The sequence below is a fragment of the Bosea sp. (in: a-proteobacteria) genome, from assembly GCF_023953965.1.
Lineage (GTDB): Bacteria > Pseudomonadota > Alphaproteobacteria > Rhizobiales > Beijerinckiaceae > Allobosea.
The window spans coordinates 1,238,495-1,256,181 of record NZ_JAMLIX010000002.1 but is presented as its reverse complement, the minus strand read 5'-3'; the positions used below and the strand labels follow the sequence as shown (position 1 = coordinate 1,256,181).

Below are 17,687 nucleotides of genomic sequence, written 5' to 3'. Positions count from 1 at the left end.
GAGGCCGCGCCCACGGACCGCCGGGTGAGCCGTCCATGGAACCGGAACCGATGGCCGGGCTTTAAGCCCATTGGCCCCGGAACCGGCTCCGCACGGAGAGGTCGGGACCTTCCGGAGCGTGGCCGCCACGCGCCGAGGTCCAGAGAATGCGAGGAACAACGATGGTCAATTCGCTCCAGGGCCGCAGGCGCGTCCGCAAGTTCTTCGGCAAGCTCAAGGAAGTGGCGCAGATGCCGAACCTCATCGAGGTTCAGAAGGCGTCCTACGACCAGTTCCTGATGGTCGACGAGCCCGTGGGCGGCCGCGCCGACGAGGGCCTGCAATCCGTCTTCAAGTCGGTCTTCCCGATCGGCGACTTCTCCGGCGCCTCGCTGCTGGAATTCGTCAAATACACCTTCGAGCCGCCGAAATACGACGTCGACGAGTGCCGCCAGCGCGGCATGACCTTCTCGGCGCCGCTCAAGGTGACGCTGCGCCTGATCGTGTTCGATATCGACCCCGATACCCAGGCGAAGTCGGTCAAGGACATCAAGGAGCAGGACGTCTACATGGGCGACATGCCGCTCATGACCGACAACGGCACCTTCATCGTCAACGGCACCGAGCGCGTCATCGTCTCGCAGATGCACCGTTCGCCGGGCGTGTTCTTCGACCACGACAAGGGCAAGACCCATTCCTCGGGCAAGCTGCTCTTCGCCGCGCGCATCATCCCCTATCGCGGCTCCTGGCTCGACATCGAGTTCGACGCCAAGGACATCGTCTATGCCCGCATCGACCGGAAGCGCAAGATTCCGGTGACGTCGCTCCTGTTCGCGCTCGGCATGGACGGCGAGGAGATCCTCAGCCGCTTCTACAACCACATCACCTACACCAAGGACGACAAGGGCTGGCGCGTTCCCTACGACGCGGAGCGGATGAAGGGCTTCAAGGCCAATGACGACCTGATCGACGCCGATACCGGCGAAGTCGTGGTCGAGGCCGGCAAGAAGCTCGTCGCCCGCACCGCCCGCCAGCTCGCCGAGAAGGGCCTGAAGTTCCTGCGCGCGCAGGACGAGGACCTCTACGGCCAGTACATCGCCGAGGACCTGGTCAACCCCGCGACCGGCGAGATCTTCGCCGAGGCCGGCGAGGAGATCAACGAGAAGCTGCTGAAGCAGCTCACCGACGACGGCTTCGACGAGGTCCCGGTGCTCGACATCGACCACATCAATGTCGGCCCCTATATCCGCAACACGCTCGCCGTCGACAAGAACTCGCGCCGCGAGGAAGCCCTGTTCGACATCTACCGCGTGATGCGCCCGGGCGAGCCGCCGACGCTCGAGACCGCCGAGAACATGTTCCAGTCGCTGTTCTTCGACGCCGAGCGCTACGACCTCTCGGCCGTCGGCCGCGTCAAGATGAACATGCGCCTCGACCTCGACGCCGAGGACACCGTGCGCATCCTGCGCAAGGAGGACATCTTCGCGGTCGTCAAGGCGCTGGTCGACCTGCGCGACGGCAAGGGCGAGATCGACGACATCGACCATCTCGGCAACCGCCGCGTGCGCTCGGTCGGCGAGCTGATGGAGAACCAGTATCGCCTGGGCCTGCTGCGCATGGAGCGCGCCATCAAGGAGCGGATGTCCTCGGTCGATATCGACACGGTGATGCCGCAGGACCTGATCAACGCGAAGCCCGCGGCCGCCGCCGTGCGCGAGTTCTTCGGCTCGTCGCAGCTCTCGCAGTTCATGGACCAGACGAACCCGCTCTCGGAAGTCACGCATAAGCGCCGCCTTTCGGCGCTCGGGCCGGGCGGTCTCACGCGTGAGCGCGCCGGCTTCGAGGTGCGCGACGTTCACCCGACGCATTATGGCCGCATCTGCCCGATCGAGACGCCGGAAGGCCCGAATATCGGCCTGATCAACTCGCTCGCCACCTTCGCGCGGGTGAACAAGTACGGCTTCATCGAGAGCCCCTATCGGCGCATCCGCGACGGCAAGGTCACCGACGAGGTGATCTATCTCTCGGCGATGGAGGAGGCGAAGTACAACGTCGCCCAGGCCAACGCCGCCGTCGACAAGGAAGGCCGCCTGACCGACGATCTCGTCGTCTGCCGCCGCGCCGGCGAAGTCGTCGTCACCCCGGTCGACAAGGTCGATTTCCAGGACGTCTCGCCGAAGCAGCTCGTCTCGGTCGCCGCGGCGCTGATCCCGTTCCTCGAGAACGACGACGCCAACCGCGCGCTGATGGGCTCGAACATGCAGCGCCAGGCGGTGCCGCTGGTGCGCGCCGACGCGCCCTTCGTCGGAACCGGCATGGAAGCGGTCGTCGCCCGTGACTCGGGCGCCGCGATCGCGGCCCGCCGCGGCGGCGTCGTCGACCAGGTCGACGCGACCCGTATCGTCATCCGCGCCTCCGACGAGATGGACCCGACCAAGCCCGGCGTCGACATCTACCGGCTGCAGAAGTTCCAGCGCTCCAACCAGTCGACCTGCATCACGCAGCGTCCGCTGGTGCGCGTCGGCGACATCATCAAGAAGGGCGACATCGTCGCGGACGGCCCGTCGACCGAGTTCGGCGAGTTGGCGCTCGGCCGCAACGTGCTCGTCGCCTTCATGCCGTGGAACGGCTACAATTTCGAGGACTCGATCCTTCTCTCCGAGAACATCGTGGCCCAGGACGTCTTCACCTCGATCCATATCGAGGAGTTCGAGGTCATGGCCCGCGACACCAAGCTCGGCCCGGAGGAGATCACGCGCGATATTCCGAACGTCTCGGAAGAGGCGCTGAAGAACCTCGACGAAGCCGGCATCGTCTATATCGGCGCGGAAGTGGCGGCGGGCGACATCCTCGTCGGCAAGATCACGCCGAAGGGCGAAAGCCCGATGACGCCGGAAGAGAAGCTGCTTCGCGCCATCTTCGGCGAGAAGGCGTCCGACGTGCGCGACACCTCGCTGCGCGTGCCGCCGGGCGTCCAGGGCACGATCGTCGAGGTCCGCGTCTTCAACCGCCACGGCGTCGACAAGGACGAGCGCGCCCAGGCGATCGAGCGCGAGGAGATCGAGCGTCTCGCCAAGGACCGCGACGACGAGCAGGCGATCCTCGACCGCAACACCTTCGCGCGTCTGGCCGAGATCCTGACCGGCAAGACCGGCCTTGCCGGCCCGAAGGGCTTCAGGAAGGACACGGTCATCACCCGCGAGGTGATGAACGAGTTCCCGCGCTCGCAATGGTGGCTGTTCGCCACCGCCGAGGACTCGCTGATGAGCGAGATCGAGGCGATGCGCAAGCAGTACGACGAATCGAAGAAGCGCCTCGAGCAGCGCTTCCTCGACAAGGTCGAGAAGCTGCAGCGCGGCGACGAGCTGCCTCCGGGCGTGATGAAGATGGTCAAGGTCTTCGTCGCGGTGAAGCGCAAGATCCAGCCGGGCGACAAGATGGCCGGCCGCCACGGCAACAAGGGCGTGGTCTCGCGCATCGTGCCGGTGGAGGACATGCCCTTCCTCGAGGACGGCACCCATGCCGACATCGTGCTGAACCCGCTCGGCGTGCCCTCGCGCATGAATGTCGGCCAGATCCTGGAGACGCATCTGGGCTGGGCGGCCGCGGGGCTCGGCAAGCAGATCGGCAAGGCGCTCGACGCCTACAAGAAGTCGAACGACTTCAAGGCGCTGAAGGCCCAGTTCGACGCCGTCTACGAGGACAATGAGATCATCGCCTCGATGGATGAGAACGAGCTCGTCGAGATGGGCCAGAACCTGCGCCGCGGCGTCCCCGTCGCGACGCCGGTGTTCAACGGCGCCAAGGAGGCCGATATCGAGCGGCTGCTGGAGCAGGCGGGCCTGCACTCGTCGGGGCAGTCCACGCTGTACGACGGCAGGACCGGCGAGCCCTTCGACCGCAAGGTGACGATGGGCTACATCTACATGCTCAAGCTGCACCACCTGGTCGACGACAAGATCCATGCCCGTTCGATCGGCCCGTACTCGCTCGTCACCCAGCAGCCGCTGGGCGGCAAGGCGCAGTTCGGCGGCCAGCGCTTCGGCGAGATGGAGGTCTGGGCGCTCGAAGCCTATGGCGCCGCCTATACCCTGCAGGAGATGCTGACGGTGAAGTCGGACGACGTGGCCGGCCGCACCAAGGTCTACGAGTCGATCGTGCGCGGCGAGGACAATTTCGAGGCCGGCATCCCGGAGAGCTTCAACGTTCTCGTCAAGGAGATGCGTTCGCTCGGCCTCAATGTCGAGCTGGTCAACAACAAGGTGAAGCCGGGCGAGTTGCCGCCGGCCGAAGCGGCCGAATAAGCCGCGGCTCGTTGGACATGATCTTATCGGAAAAGCGGTTCCCACTTTTCCGGATCATGTTCGAAGCCTTGGACATGCGCCGGCGGTACTGACGCCGCCGGCAGACGGAATTGACGAGCCGGGCAGGGTGGCCTTCGCCCCCGCCGGTGAGAGGAGACAGGCGATGAAGCAAGAGGTCATGAACCTTTTCGGCCAGCAGCCGGTCCAGCAGGCCTTCGACGCGATCAAGATCTCGATCGCGAGCCCGGAGAAGATCCTGTCCTGGTCCTATGGCGAGATCAAGAAGCCGGAGACGATCAACTACCGCACCTTCAAGCCGGAGCGCGACGGCCTGTTCTGTGCCCGCATCTTCGGGCCGATCAAGGACTACGAGTGCCTGTGCGGCAAGTACAAGCGCATGAAGTTCAAGGGCGTCATCTGCGAGAAGTGCGGCGTCGAAGTGACGCTCGCCCGCGTCCGGCGCGAGCGCATGGGCCATATCGAGCTCGCCGCTCCCGTCGCGCATATCTGGTTCCTGAAGTCGCTGCCCTCGCGCATCGGCCTCCTGATGGACATGCCGCTCAAGGACCTGGAGCGCATCCTCTATTTCGAGAGCTACGTCGTCATCGAGCCGGGCCTGACGCCGCTCAAGGACCGTCAGCTTCTGTCGGAGGAGGAGTATGTCCGGGCGCAGGAGGAGTACGGCGCCGACACCTTCACCGCCATGATCGGCGCGGAAGCCATCCGCGAGATGCTGCGCGCGCTCGACCTCGACCAGATCAACGCCGATCTCAAGCATGAGATCGCGACGACGACGTCGGAGCTGAAGCCCAAGAAGCTGATGAAGCGCCTCAAGATCATCGAGGCGTTCCAGGAATCGGGCAACAAGCCGGAATGGATGGTGATGACCGTGATCCCGGTCATCCCGCCGGATCTGCGCCCGCTCGTGCCGCTCGACGGCGGCCGCTTCGCGACGTCCGACCTGAACGACCTCTATCGCCGCGTCATCAACCGCAACAACCGCCTGAAGCGGCTGATCGAGCTGCGCGCGCCGGACATCATCATCCGCAACGAGAAGCGGATGCTGCAGGAATCGGTCGACGCGCTGTTCGACAACGGCCGGCGCGGCCGCGTCATCACGGGGGCCAACAAGCGCCCGCTGAAGTCGCTCGCCGACATGCTGAAGGGCAAGCAGGGCCGCTTCCGCCAGAACCTGCTCGGCAAGCGCGTCGACTATTCGGGCCGCTCGGTCATCGTCGTCGGCCCGGAGATGAAGCTGCACCAGTGCGGCCTGCCGAAGAAGATGGCGCTCGAGCTGTTCAAGCCGTTCATCTATGCGCGCCTCGACGCCAAGGGCTACTCGACCACGGTCAAGCAGGCCAAGAAGCTGGTCGAGAAGGAGAAGCCCGAGGTCTGGGACATCCTGGACGAGGTCATCCGCGAGCATCCGGTGATGCTGAACCGCGCGCCGACGCTGCACCGCCTCGGCATCCAGGCCTTCGAGCCGGTGCTGATCGAGGGCAAGGCGATCCAGCTCCACCCGCTGGTCTGCGCCGCCTTCAACGCCGACTTCGACGGCGACCAGATGGCGGTGCACGTGCCGCTGTCGCTGGAAGCGCAGCTCGAGGCGCGCGTGCTGATGATGTCGACCAACAACATCCTGCACCCGGCGAACGGCCAGCCGATCATCGTGCCCTCGCAGGACATCGTGCTCGGCCTCTACTACCTCTCGATCGTCTCGGACGGGGAGCCCGGCCAGGGCAAGATCTTCGGCGATTTCGGCGAGCTCGAATACGCGCTGCACGAGAAGGTCGTGACGCTGCATTCGAAGATCAAATACCGTTGGACCGGCATCGGCCATGACGGCAAGCCCTACACCAAGATCTACGACACCACGCCCGGCCGCGTGATCCTCTCGACCGCGCTGCCGGAGCATCCGGCGGTGTCCTTCGACGTCGTCAACAAGCTGATGACCAAGAAGGAGATCTCCGGGATGATCGACGCCGTCTATCGCGGCTGCGGTCAGAAGGAATCGGTGATCTTCTGCGACCGCGTCATGGGGCTCGGCTTCAAGCACGCCTTCAAGGCCGGCATCTCCTTCGGCAAGGACGACATGGTCGTGCCGGAGAACAAGTGGCAGATCGTCGACACGACCCGCGCGCTCGCCAAGGATTACGAGCAGCAGTACCAGGACGGCCTGATCACCCAGGGCGAGAAGTACAACAAGGTCGTCGACGCCTGGGCGAAGTGCTCCGACAAGCTCGCCCAGGAGATGATGGCCCGCATCTCGACCGTGCAGAAGGACGAGACCGGTCGCGACAAGCAGATCAACTCGATCTACATGATGTCGCATTCGGGCGCCCGCGGCTCGCCGGCGCAGATGCGCCAGCTCGCCGCCATGCGCGGCCTGATGGCCAAGCCCTCGGGCGAGATCATCGAAAGCCCGATCATCTCGAACTTCAAGGAAGGCCTCGACGTTCTCGAGTACTTCAACTCGACCCACGGCGCCCGCAAGGGCCTCGCCGACACGGCGCTGAAGACGGCCAACTCCGGCTATCTCACCCGCCGCCTCGTCGACGTGGCGCAGGACGCGATCATCTCCGAGGTGGATTGCGGCTCCGACAACGGCATCAAGATGCGCGCCATCGTCGATGCCGGCCAGGTCGTGGCCTCGCTCGGCATGCGCATCCTGGGCCGGGCTGCGGCCGAGGACGTGGTCGACGTCGAGGGCAAGGTCCTGGTCGCCAAGGGCGCGGTGATCGAGGAGAGCGACATCGCCAAGATCAACGCCGCCGGCGTCCAGGAGGTGAAGATCCGCTCGGTCCTCACCTGCGAGACCAAGAACGGCGTCTGCGCCACCTGCTACGGGCGCGACCTCGCCCGCGGCACGCCCGTCAACATGGGCGAGGCGGTCGGCGTCATCGCGGCGCAGTCGATCGGCGAGCCGGGCACGCAGCTCACCATGCGCACCTTCCACATCGGCGGCGCGGCCACCATCGCCGACCAGTCCTTCGTCGAGTCGAACTTCGAAGGCACGGTCAAGATGCGCAACCGCAACGTCGCCCGCAACTCGGACGGCGACCTGATCGCCATGGCGCGCAACATCGCCATCGTGATCGTCGGTCCGGACGGAGCGGAGCGCGCGGTGCACCGCGTCCAGTTCGGCTCGAAGCTGCGCGTCGACGAGGGCGACAAGATCAAGCGCGGCCAGCGCCTGATCGAGTGGGACCCCTATTCCCGCCCGATCCTGGCGGAGGTGGACGGCAAGGTCGGCTACGAGGATCTCGTCGACGGCATGTCGATGACCGAGACGACCGACGAGGCGACCGGCATCTCCAAGCGCGTCGTCATCGACTGGCGCGGTTCCGCCCGCACGGCCGATCTCAAGCCCGCGATGGTGATCCTCGGCGCGGACGGCAAGGTGTCGAAGCTCGCCCGCGGGGGCGATGCCCGCTACATCCTGCCCGTCGACGGCATCATCTCGGTGGAGCCGGGCGCTGGGGTGAAGGCCGGCGACGTGCTGGCGCGCGTCTCGACCGACTCGGCCAAGACCCGCGACATCACCGGCGGTCTGCCGCGCGTCGCGGAGCTGTTCGAGGCGCGCCGTCCGAAGGACGCGGCGATCATCGCCGAGAAGGCCGGCGTCATCGGCTTCGGCAAGGACTACAAGAACAAGCGCCGCGTCACGCTGACGCCGCATGACGGTTCCGACGGGCTCGAGTACCTGATCCCGAAGGGCAAGCACATCCATCTCCAGGACGGCGACGTCGTGGAGGTCGGCGACTACATCCTCGACGGCAACCCGGCCCCGCACGACATCCTGGCGATCAAGGGCGTGGAGGAGCTGGCGGCTTATCTGGTCAACGAGATCCAGGAGGTCTACCGCCTCCAGGGCGTGACCATCAACGACAAGCACATCGAGGTCATCGTCCGGCAGATGCTGCAGAAGGTCGAGATCACCGAGTCGGGCGACAGCGACATCCTGACCGGCGACCAGATCGACCGGATCGAGCTCGAGGAGATCAACGCGAAGCTGCGCGAGGAGGGCAAGAAGCCGGCTTCCGGCGTGCCGGTCCTGCTCGGCATCACCAAGGCTTCGCTGCAGACGCGCTCCTTCATCTCGGCGGCCTCCTTCCAGGAGACTACCCGCGTCCTCACCGAAGCGGCGGTCAACGGCAAGTCGGACCTGCTCGAGGGCCTCAAGGAGAACGTCATCGTCGGCTCGCTCATCCCGGCCGGCACCGGCGCCCAGGTCGCCCGCATCAAGCAGGTGGCGACGCGCCGCGACGACCTCATCGTCGGCCAGAAGGCGGATGCGGCGGCGAAGGCCGCCGCCGAAGCCGCGGCCGCGCTGCCGGCCGCCGAGTAGGGCAGGCGTTTCGCGCAACGATCGCAAAGGCCGCCCCGTCCGGGCGGCCTTTTTCTTGCGCGCCGGGCGAGGCGAGGGCGCAAGCCGGCGAAACCCCGCAAAACACCGTCGTTTTCGGCGGTTACGGGCTTGACGCGAATCCCCGCGTGAGTCATAAGCGCGCCACTGTCGACGGCTGTCGGACACGTTTGTCGCTTGCGCATCGTTCGCGGGCGAGGTTCGCGACCGAAACTCCGTCGGAATTCCAGCGTCGATCGACGACATGGCAGGACGCATGAACGCGGAATAAGCCCCGTGTTCCTCTGCACGGCAAGCGCGCCTGAGGCCCCGAAGGGATGCCGATGGCGCCGCTTCGTTTATGCCATGCTATCGGCCGAACTGGGAGCTTGACCGGGAATTTCCAAACGCTCAGTGGGGCGAGAGGCCTTAAATGCCGACAATCAGCCAGCTCATCCGCAAGTCGCGGTCGCCCGTGAAGGTGCGAAACAGCGCTCCGGCGCTCGAGTCCTGCCCGCAGAAGCGCGGCGTCTGCACGCGCGTCTACACGACGACCCCGAAGAAGCCGAACTCGGCGCTGCGCAAGGTCGCCAAGGTCAGGCTGACCAACGGCTTCGAGGTGATCGGCTATATTCCCGGCGAAGGCCACAACCTGCAGGAGCACTCGGTCGTCATGATCCGTGGTGGGCGCGTCAAGGACCTTCCCGGCGTGCGCTACCACATCCTGCGCGGCGTGCTCGATACGCAGGGCGTCAAGAACCGCAAGCAGCGCCGTTCGAAATACGGCGCCAAGCGTCCGAAGTGATTTCGGCCCGACCGGCCGGGCGAGCCGCCTGAGCCGATCCGCCGCGTTGAAGATTTACGGAGACTAGACGATGTCCCGCCGCCACAGTGCCGAAAAGCGCGAAATTATTCCGGACCCGAAGTTCGGCGATATCATCGTGACCAAGTTCATGAACTCGATCATGTACGAGGGCAAGAAGTCGACCGCCGAGCGGATCGTCTACGGTGCCTTCGACATCATCGAGGCGAAGACCAAGAGCGAGCCGCTCGGCGTCTTCAAGTCGGCGCTGGAGAACGTCGCCCCGGCGATCGAGGTCCGTTCCCGCCGCGTCGGCGGCGCGACCTACCAGGTTCCGGTCGAGGTGCGCTCGGAGCGCCGCCAGGCGCTCGCCATCCGCTGGCTGATCGCCGCCGCCCGCGGCCGCAACGACAAGACCATGGTGGAGCGCCTCTCGGCCGAGCTGATGGACGCCGCCAACAACCGCGGCAACGCCGTCAAGAAGCGTGAAGACACGCACCGGATGGCGGAAGCCAACCGCGCCTTCTCGCATTACCGCTGGTAAGCGGCACGGTTTTCAAAAGACACAGAGCACGACAATGGCCCGTTCCCATCCCATCGAGCGCTATCGCAACTTCGGCATCATGGCCCACATCGATGCGGGCAAGACGACGACGACCGAGCGCATCCTGTTCTACACCGGCAAGAACCACAAGCTGGGCGAGACCCATGACGGTTCGGCCACGATGGACTGGATGGCGCAGGAGCAGGAGCGCGGCATCACCATCACCTCGGCGGCGACGACCTGCTTCTGGCGCGACAACCGCCTGAACATCATCGACACCCCCGGCCACGTCGACTTCACCATCGAGGTCGAGCGTTCGCTGCGCGTGCTCGACGGCGCGGTGTGCGTGCTCGACGGCAACCAGGGCGTCGAGCCCCAGACCGAGACCGTCTGGCGCCAGGCCGACAAATACGACGTTCCGCGCGTCGTCTTCGTCAACAAGATGGACAAGATCGGCGCCGATTTCTATCGCTGCGTCCAGGACATCATCGACCGCGTCGCCGGCAAGCCCGTCTGCCTCCAGATCCCGATCGGCGCCGAATCCGACTTCGCCGGCGTCGTCGACCTGATCAAGATGAAGGCGATCGTCTGGAACGGCGAGGCGCTCGGCGCTTCGTACGAGGAGAAGGACATCCCGGCCGATCTCGCCGAGAAGGCGGCCGAGTACCGCTCGAAGCTGGTCGAGGCCGCTGTCGAGATGGACGACGTCGCGATGGAAGCCTATCTCGAAGGCACCGAGCCCGACGCCGACACGCTGCGCCGTCTGGTCCGCACCGCCGTGCAGCGGCGCGCCTTCCATCCGGTCCTCTGCGGCTCGGCCTTCAAGAACAAGGGCGTGCAGCCGCTGCTCGACGCCGTCGTCGACTTCCTGCCCTCGCCGGTGGATCGCGGCGCGGTCGACGGCATCGACTTCAAGACGGAAGAGCCGACGACGCGCAACCCGAGCGACGCCGATCCCTTCTCCATGCTCGCCTTCAAGATCATGGACGATCCCTTCGTCGGCACGATCACCTTCTGCCGCATCTATTCGGGCAAGATCGAGACCGGCGCCTCGGTGCTGAACTCGACCCGCGACAAGAAGGAGCGCGTCGGGCGCATGCTGCTGATGCATGCCAACAACCGCGAGGACATCAAGGAGGCCTTTGCCGGCGACATCGTCGCGCTTGCCGGCCTCAAGGACGTCCGCACCGGCGACACGCTCTGCGACACGGCCCAGCCGGTGATCCTCGAGCGCATGGAGTTCCCCGAGCCGGTCATCACGATCGCGATCGAGCCGAAGTCCAAGGCCGACCAGGAGAAGCTGGGCCTCGCCTTGTCGAAGCTTGCCAACGAGGATCCCTCCTTCCGCGTCTCGACCGACCAGGAAAGCGGCCAGACCATCCTGAAGGGCATGGGCGAGCTGCATCTCGACATCAAGGTCGACATCCTGCGTCGTACCTACAAGGTCGATGCCAATATCGGCGCGCCGCAGGTCGCCTATCGCGAGACGCTGACCAAGAAGGCCGAGGTCGACTACACCCACAAGAAGCAGACCGGCGGCACCGGCCAGTTCGCCCGCGTCAAGATCGTCGTCGAGCCGAACGAGGCCGGCAAGGGCTTCGAGTTCGAGTCGAAGATCGTCGGCGGCGCGGTGCCGAAGGAGTACATCCCCGGCGTCGAGAAGGGCCTGAACTCGGTCATCGGGTCGGGTGTTCTCGCCGGCTTCCCGGTGGTGGACGTCAAGGTCACGCTGATCGACGGCGCCTTCCACGAGGTCGACTCCTCGGCGCTCGCCTTCGAGATCGCCTCCCGTGCGGCGCTGCGCGAGGGGCTTCAGAAGGGCGGCTCCGTGCTGCTCGAGCCGATCATGAAGGTCGAGGTCGTGACGCCTGAGGACTATACCGGCTCGGTCATCGGCGATTTGAACTCGCGCCGCGGCCAGATCCAGGGCCAGGACATGCGCGGCAACGCCGTCGTGGTCAATGCGATGGTGCCGCTGGCGAACATGTTCGGCTATGTCAACCAGCTGCGTTCCTTCTCGCAGGGCCGCGCGAACTACACGATGCAGTTCGACCATTACGAGCAGGTTCCGTCGGCGGTCGCCGCCGAGGTCCAGGCCAAGTACGCCTGACCGGAACCTTCGACTGAACACTGAAAGATTGGACGGAGGCTACGATGGCCAAAGAGAAGTTTGCTCGGACGAAGCCGCACTGCAACATTGGAACGATTGGTCATGTTGACCATGGCAAGACGTCTTTGACGGCTGCGATCACGAAGGTTCTGGCTGAGTCTGGCGGGGCGTCGTTCACGGCGTATGACCAGATTGACAAGGCACCTGAGGAGAAGGCTCGCGGGATCACGATCTCGACGTCGCATGTCGAGTACGAGACGGCGAACCGTCACTATGCGCATGTCGACTGTCCCGGGCACGCCGACTATGTGAAGAACATGATCACGGGCGCGGCGCAGATGGACGGCGCGATCCTTGTGGTTTCGTCGGCTGACGGTCCGATGCCGCAGACGCGCGAGCACATCCTGCTGGCGCGTCAGGTGGGTGTTCCGGCGCTTGTGGTGTTCATGAACAAGGTGGACATGGTTGACGATCCGGAGCTTCTCGAGCTTGTCGAGCTCGAGATCCGCGAGCTTCTGTCGAAGTATGATTTCCCCGGCGACGACATTCCGATCACCAAGGGCTCGGCGTTGTGCGCGCTCGAGGATCGCGAGCCTGCGATCGGCCGCGATGCGGTCCTGGCGCTGATGAAGACGGTCGACGAGTACATCCCGCAGCCGGAGCGTCCGATCGACCAGCCGTTCCTGATGCCGGTCGAGGACGTATTCTCGATTTCGGGCCGCGGCACGGTCGTGACGGGCCGCGTCGAGCGCGGGATCGTCAAGGTCGGCGAGGAGATCGAGATCGTCGGTCTGAAGGACACGGTGAAGACGACGGTGACCGGGGTCGAGATGTTCCGCAAGCTTCTGGACCAGGGGCAGGCGGGCGACAACATCGGCGCGCTGTTGCGCGGCACGAAGCGCGAGGACGTGGAGCGCGGGCAGGTTCTGTGCAAGCCGGGCTCGGTGAAGCCGCACACGAAGTTCAAGGCCGAGGCCTATATCCTGACGAAGGAGGAGGGCGGGCGCCACACGCCGTTCTTCACCAACTACCGGCCGCAGTTCTATTTCCGCACGACGGACGTGACCGGCGTGGTGACGCTGCCGGAAGGCACGGAGATGGTGATGCCGGGCGACAACATCTCGATGGAGGTGACGCTGATCGCCCCGATCGCGATGGAGGAGAAGCTGCGCTTCGCCATCCGCGAAGGCGGCCGAACCGTCGGCGCCGGCGTCGTCGCCTCGATCATCGCGTAACGCGTTTTCGTGAGGGGCGAGGGCCCTTCGGGGCCTTCGCCTTTTCACGTCACGGAGAAACAGAGACCATGAACGGTCAGAACATTCGGATCCGCCTCAAGGCGTTCGATCACCGCATCCTCGACGCCTCGACGCGCGAGATCGTGTCGACCGCGAAGCGGACGGGCGCCCAGGTCCGCGGACCGATTCCGCTGCCCACGCTCATCGAGAAGTTCACCGTCAACCGCTCGCCCCACATCGACAAGAAGTCGCGCGAGCAGTTCGAGATGCGGACCCACAAGCGGGTCCTCGATATCGTCGACCCGACCCCGCAGACGGTCGACGCCCTCATGAAGCTCGATCTCGCCGCCGGCGTCGACGTCGAAATCAAGCTCTGATCCGGTTCAACGGGTCCTCTGTTTCCGGCTTGAACCCCGGATGGACATGACCCCAAGGGAAGGTATGCACCGATGCGTTCCGGTGTGATTGCACAGAAAGTCGGGATGACCCGCATCTTCACCGATGCCGGCGAGCACATCCCGGTCACCGTGCTGAAGCTCGACAGCTGTCAGGTCGTCGCGCATCGCACGATCGAGAAGAACGGCTATGTCGCCGTGCAGCTCGGGACGGGCCTGGCCAAGGTCAAGAACGTCTCGAAGGCGCAGCGCGGCCATTTCGCCGTCGCCAAGGTCGAGCCGAAGCAGAAGATCGTCGAGTTCCGCGTCTCCGACGACGCGCTGATCCCGGTCGGGGCCGAGCTCACCGCCGACCACTTCGTCGTCGGCCAGTTCGTCGACGTCTCCGGCACCACCACCGGCAAGGGCTTCGCCGGCGGCATGAAGCGCTGGAACTTCGGCGGCCTGCGCGCCACGCACGGCGTCTCGATCTCGCATCGTTCGATCGGTTCGACCGGTGGCCGCCAGGACCCGGGCAAGACCTTCAAGAACAAGAAGATGCCGGGCCATCTCGGCGCCGAGCGCGTGACCACGCAGAACCTGCGCGTCGTCCAGACCGATGTCGAGCGCGGCCTGATCCTCGTTGAGGGCGCCGTTCCGGGCGTCGCCGGCGGCTGGATCCATGTCCGTGACGCCGTCAAGCGCGCCCTTCCGAAGGAGGCGCCGCTGCCGGGCAAGTTCAAGGTTGCCGGCGAGGCAAAGGCAGAGGCTCCTGCGGCCCAGGCTGAGGAGAACGCGTGATGAAACTCGATATCGTCACTCTCGAGGGCAAGTCGGCCGGTTCGGTCGAGCTGTCGGAGGCGGTGTTCGGCCAGGAGCCTCGCGCCGACCTGCTCGCCCGCATGGTGCGCTACCAGCTCGCCAAGCGCCGCGCCGGGACGCACAAGACCAAGGGCCGCTCGGAGATCGACCGCAGCCGCAAGAAGATCTACAAGCAGAAGGGCACCGGCGGCGCCCGCCACGGCGCGGCTTCGGCCCCGCAGTTCCGCGGCGGCGGCAAGGCCTTCGGCCCGGTCGTGCGCGACCACGCCCATGACCTGCCCAAGAAGGTCCGTGCGCTGGCTCTGCGCCACGCGCTCTCGGCCAAGGCCAAGGACGCCGGCATCATCGTGATCGACGACGCCAAGCTCTCCGAGCCGAAGACCAAGGTGCTGCTCGGCCATTTCGGCAAGCTCGACCTGTCGAGCGCGCTGATCATCGGCGGCGCCGAGATCGATACCAATTTCGGCCTGGCTGCCCGCTCGATCCCGAATGTCGACGTGCTGCCGGTCCAGGGCATCAACGTTTACGACATCCTGCGTCGCGACAAGCTCGTCCTGACGCGCGCGGCCGTCGATGCGCTGGAGGCGCGCTTCAAATGAGCCAGTCCGCCAAGAACCTCGACCCGCGCCACTACGACGTGATCGTGGCGCCGGTCATCACCGAGAAGGCGACCATGCTCTCCGAGCACAACAAGGTCGTGTTCAAGGTCGCCAAGACCGCGACCAAGCCGCAGATCAAGGCGGCGGTCGAGAAGCTGTTCGACGTCAAGGTGAAGAGCGTCAACACGATCGTCACCGAAGGCAAGGTCAAGATGTTCCGCGGCCGTCCCGGCCAGCGTTCGGACGTCAAGAAGGCGGTCGTGACCCTCGAAGAGGGCCACTCCATCGACGTGACCACGGGCCTGTGAGGGAAGCACCATGGCTTTGAGACATTTCAAGCCGATCACGCCGAGCCTTCGCCAGCTCGTGATCGTCGACCGCAGCGAGCTCTACAAGGGCAAGCCTCTCAAGAAGCTGACCGAGGGCAAGAGCTCGTCCGGCGGCCGCAACAATCTCGGCCGCATCACCGTCCGCTTCCGCGGCGGCGGCCACAAGCGCACGCTGCGCCTCGTCGACTTCAAGCGTCGCGGCAAGGCCGGCGTGCCGGCCACCGTCGAGCGGATCGAGTATGATCCCAACCGCACCGCCTTCATCGCCCTGATCCAGTATCAGGACGGCGAGCAGTCCTACATCCTGGCGCCGCAGCGCCTGGCTGTCGGCGACACGGTGGTCGCGGGCGACAGCGTCGACGTGAAGCCCGGCAATGCCGCTCCGATGGGCTCGCTGCCGATCGGCACGATCGTCCACAATGTCGAGCTGAAGATCGGCAAGGGTGGCGCGCTCGCCCGCTCGGCCGGCAACTACGCCCAGATCGTCGGCCGCGACCAGGGCTACGTCATCGTCCGCCTGAACTCGGGCGAGCAGCGCCTGATCTCGGGCCAGTGCTACGCCACGGTCGGCGCCGTCTCGAATCCGGACCACATGAACCGGAACGACGGCAAGGCCGGCCGCTCGCGCTGGCTCGGCCGGCGTCCGCATAACCGCGGCGTCACGATGAACCCGGTCGACCACCCGCATGGCGGCGGCGAAGGCCGCACCTCGGGCGGCCGTCATCCGGTCACGCCCTGGGGTCTGCCGACCAAGGGCAAGAAGACCCGCTCCAACAAGCGGACCGACACCTTCATCGTGTCGAGCCGTCACGCCCGCAAGAAGAAGAACTGAGGTCCGTCATGGCGCGTTCGCTTTGGAAAGGTCCGTTCGTCGACGGATACCTCCTGAAGAAGGCCGAGGTCGCCAGGACCTCGGGCCGTAATGAAGTCATCAAGATCTGGAGCCGCCGCTCCACGATCCTGCCGCAGTTCGTCGGTCTGACGTTCGGCGTCTACAACGGCCAGAAGCATGTGCCGGTGTCCGTGAACGAGGAGATGGTGGGCCACAAGTTCGGCGAGTTCTCGCCGACGCGCACCTTCCACGGCCATGCCGCCGACAAGAAGGCGAAGAGGAAGTAAGCCATGGGTAAAGCATCCGCCCCCCGTGCGCTGCCTGAGAACGAAGCGGTCGCGGTCGCCCGCAACCTGCGCGTCTCGCCGCAGAAGCTGAACCTCGTCGCTCAGCTCATCCGCGGCAAGAAGGTTGCAACCGCGCTCGCCGATCTCGAGTTCTCGCGCAAGCGCATCTCGAACGACGTTCGCAAGTGCCTGCAGAGCGCGATCGCCAACGCCGAGAACAACCATGATCTCGACGTCGACGATCTCGTCGTCGCCCAGGCCTTCGTCGGCAAGGCGCTGGTCATGAAGCGCTTCCACGCCCGCGCCCGCGGCCGTGGCGCCCGGATCATGAAGCCGTTCTCGAACATCACGATCGTGGTGCGCGAGCAGGCTGCGGCGCAGGCCTGAGGAGAGAACGATGGGTCAGAAAATCAATCCGATCGGGCTGCGCCTCGGCATCAACCGCACCTGGGATTCGCGCTGGTTCGCCAACAAGGGCGAGTACGGCAAGCTGCTGCACGAGGACATGGCGATCCGCGCCGCCCTGATGAAGCTCCTGAAGCAGGCCGCGGTTTCGAAGATCATCATCGAGCGTCCGCACAAGAAGTGCCGCGTCACCATCCACTCGGCGCGTCCGGGCGTGGTGATCGGCAAGAAGGGTGCCGACATCGAGAAGCTCCGCAAGGAAGTCTCGAAGCTCACCAAGGCCGACGTGACGATCAACATCGTCGAGGTGCGCAAGCCTGAGATCGACGCGACGCTGGTCGCCGACTCGATCGCCCAGCAGCTCGAGCGCCGCGTCGCCTTCCGTCGCGCGATGAAGCGCGCCGTGCAGTCGGCGATGCGCCTGGGCGCCGAGGGCATCCGCATCAACTGCTCGGGCCGCCTCGGCGGCGCCGAGATCGCCCGCCTCGAATGGTATCGCGAGGGCCGCGTGCCGCTGCATACGCTACGCGCCGACGTCGATTACGGCGTCGCCACCGCCTTCACGACCTATGGGACGTGCGGCATCAAGGTCTGGATCTTCAAGGGCGAGATCCTCGAACACGACCCGATGGCCCAGGACAAGCGCCTCTCCGACGAGGGCGGCCGCTCCGGCGGTCGTGATCGCGACCACCGCGATCGTCGCGAGCAGGCTGCGTAAGG

14 protein-coding genes are annotated in these 17,687 nt (G+C 65.5%); all 14 read left to right on the top strand.

Going from position 1 to position 17,687, the window contains the following annotated elements:
* Positions 1–161: 161 nt before the first annotated feature.
* The 14 genes from rpoB to rpsC all read left to right on the top strand — a co-directional run bounded on the left by rpoB (position 162) and on the right by rpsC (position 17,685).
* Positions 162–4,283, top strand: coding sequence for a DNA-directed RNA polymerase subunit beta (rpoB, locus tag M9917_RS21095; protein WP_297256974.1), 4,122 nt, complete (start codon positions 162–164; stop codon positions 4,281–4,283).
* A 163-nt stretch (positions 4,284–4,446) separates the two neighbouring features.
* Positions 4,447–8,631, top strand: coding sequence for a DNA-directed RNA polymerase subunit beta' (gene rpoC / locus M9917_RS21090; RefSeq protein ID WP_297256973.1), 4,185 nt, complete (start codon positions 4,447–4,449; stop codon positions 8,629–8,631).
* 430 nt (positions 8,632–9,061) lie between these two features.
* Positions 9,062–9,433, top strand: a complete 372-nt coding sequence (rpsL, locus tag M9917_RS21085) for a 30S ribosomal protein S12 (RefSeq protein WP_297256972.1) — start codon at positions 9,062–9,064, stop codon at positions 9,431–9,433.
* A 70-nt stretch (positions 9,434–9,503) separates the two neighbouring features.
* The gene (rpsG, locus tag M9917_RS21080; RefSeq protein ID WP_297256971.1) at positions 9,504–9,974 is read left to right on the top strand and encodes a 30S ribosomal protein S7; all 471 of its coding nucleotides are present in this window, start codon (positions 9,504–9,506) and stop codon (positions 9,972–9,974) included.
* 34 nt (positions 9,975–10,008) lie between these two features.
* A complete protein-coding gene (fusA, locus tag M9917_RS21075) occupies positions 10,009–12,084 on the top strand; it encodes an elongation factor G (protein WP_297256970.1) in 2,076 nt (691 codons plus the stop codon).
* A gap of 44 nt (positions 12,085–12,128) precedes the next feature.
* Positions 12,129–13,319, top strand: a complete 1,191-nt coding sequence (tuf, locus tag M9917_RS21070; protein WP_297256969.1) for an elongation factor Tu — start codon at positions 12,129–12,131, stop codon at positions 13,317–13,319.
* A gap of 68 nt (positions 13,320–13,387) precedes the next feature.
* Entirely contained in the window at positions 13,388–13,696 is a 309-nt protein-coding gene (gene rpsJ / locus M9917_RS21065; protein WP_043237115.1) for a 30S ribosomal protein S10, read from the top strand.
* Positions 13,697–13,768: 72 nt separating this feature from the next.
* Positions 13,769–14,494 (top strand): 50S ribosomal protein L3, encoded by a 726-nt coding sequence (gene rplC, locus M9917_RS21060; protein WP_297256968.1) that lies wholly within the window; start codon positions 13,769–13,771, stop codon positions 14,492–14,494.
* Positions 14,494–15,114, top strand: a complete 621-nt coding sequence (gene rplD, locus M9917_RS21055; protein WP_297256967.1) for a 50S ribosomal protein L4 — start codon at positions 14,494–14,496, stop codon at positions 15,112–15,114. Before rplC ends, rplD begins: the two co-directional genes overlap by 1 nt.
* Positions 15,111–15,422, top strand: coding sequence for a 50S ribosomal protein L23 (locus tag M9917_RS21050; protein ID WP_297256966.1), 312 nt, complete (start codon positions 15,111–15,113; stop codon positions 15,420–15,422). The genes rplD and M9917_RS21050 overlap by 4 nt, the downstream gene beginning before the upstream one ends.
* 10 nt (positions 15,423–15,432) lie before the next feature.
* Positions 15,433–16,275, top strand: a complete 843-nt coding sequence (gene rplB, locus M9917_RS21045) for a 50S ribosomal protein L2 (protein WP_297256965.1) — start codon at positions 15,433–15,435, stop codon at positions 16,273–16,275.
* 8 nt (positions 16,276–16,283) lie between these two features.
* The gene (rpsS, locus tag M9917_RS21040) at positions 16,284–16,562 is read left to right on the top strand and encodes a 30S ribosomal protein S19 (RefSeq protein ID WP_297256964.1); all 279 of its coding nucleotides are present in this window, start codon (positions 16,284–16,286) and stop codon (positions 16,560–16,562) included.
* 3 nt (positions 16,563–16,565) lie between these two features.
* Positions 16,566–16,949: a 50S ribosomal protein L22 gene (gene rplV, locus M9917_RS21035; protein WP_297256963.1), complete on the top strand. Its 384-nt coding sequence runs from the start codon at positions 16,566–16,568 to the stop codon at positions 16,947–16,949.
* 10 nt (positions 16,950–16,959) lie between these two features.
* Positions 16,960–17,685, top strand: a complete 726-nt coding sequence (gene rpsC / locus M9917_RS21030; protein WP_047582032.1) for a 30S ribosomal protein S3 — start codon at positions 16,960–16,962, stop codon at positions 17,683–17,685.
* Positions 17,686–17,687: the final 2 nt, after the last annotated feature.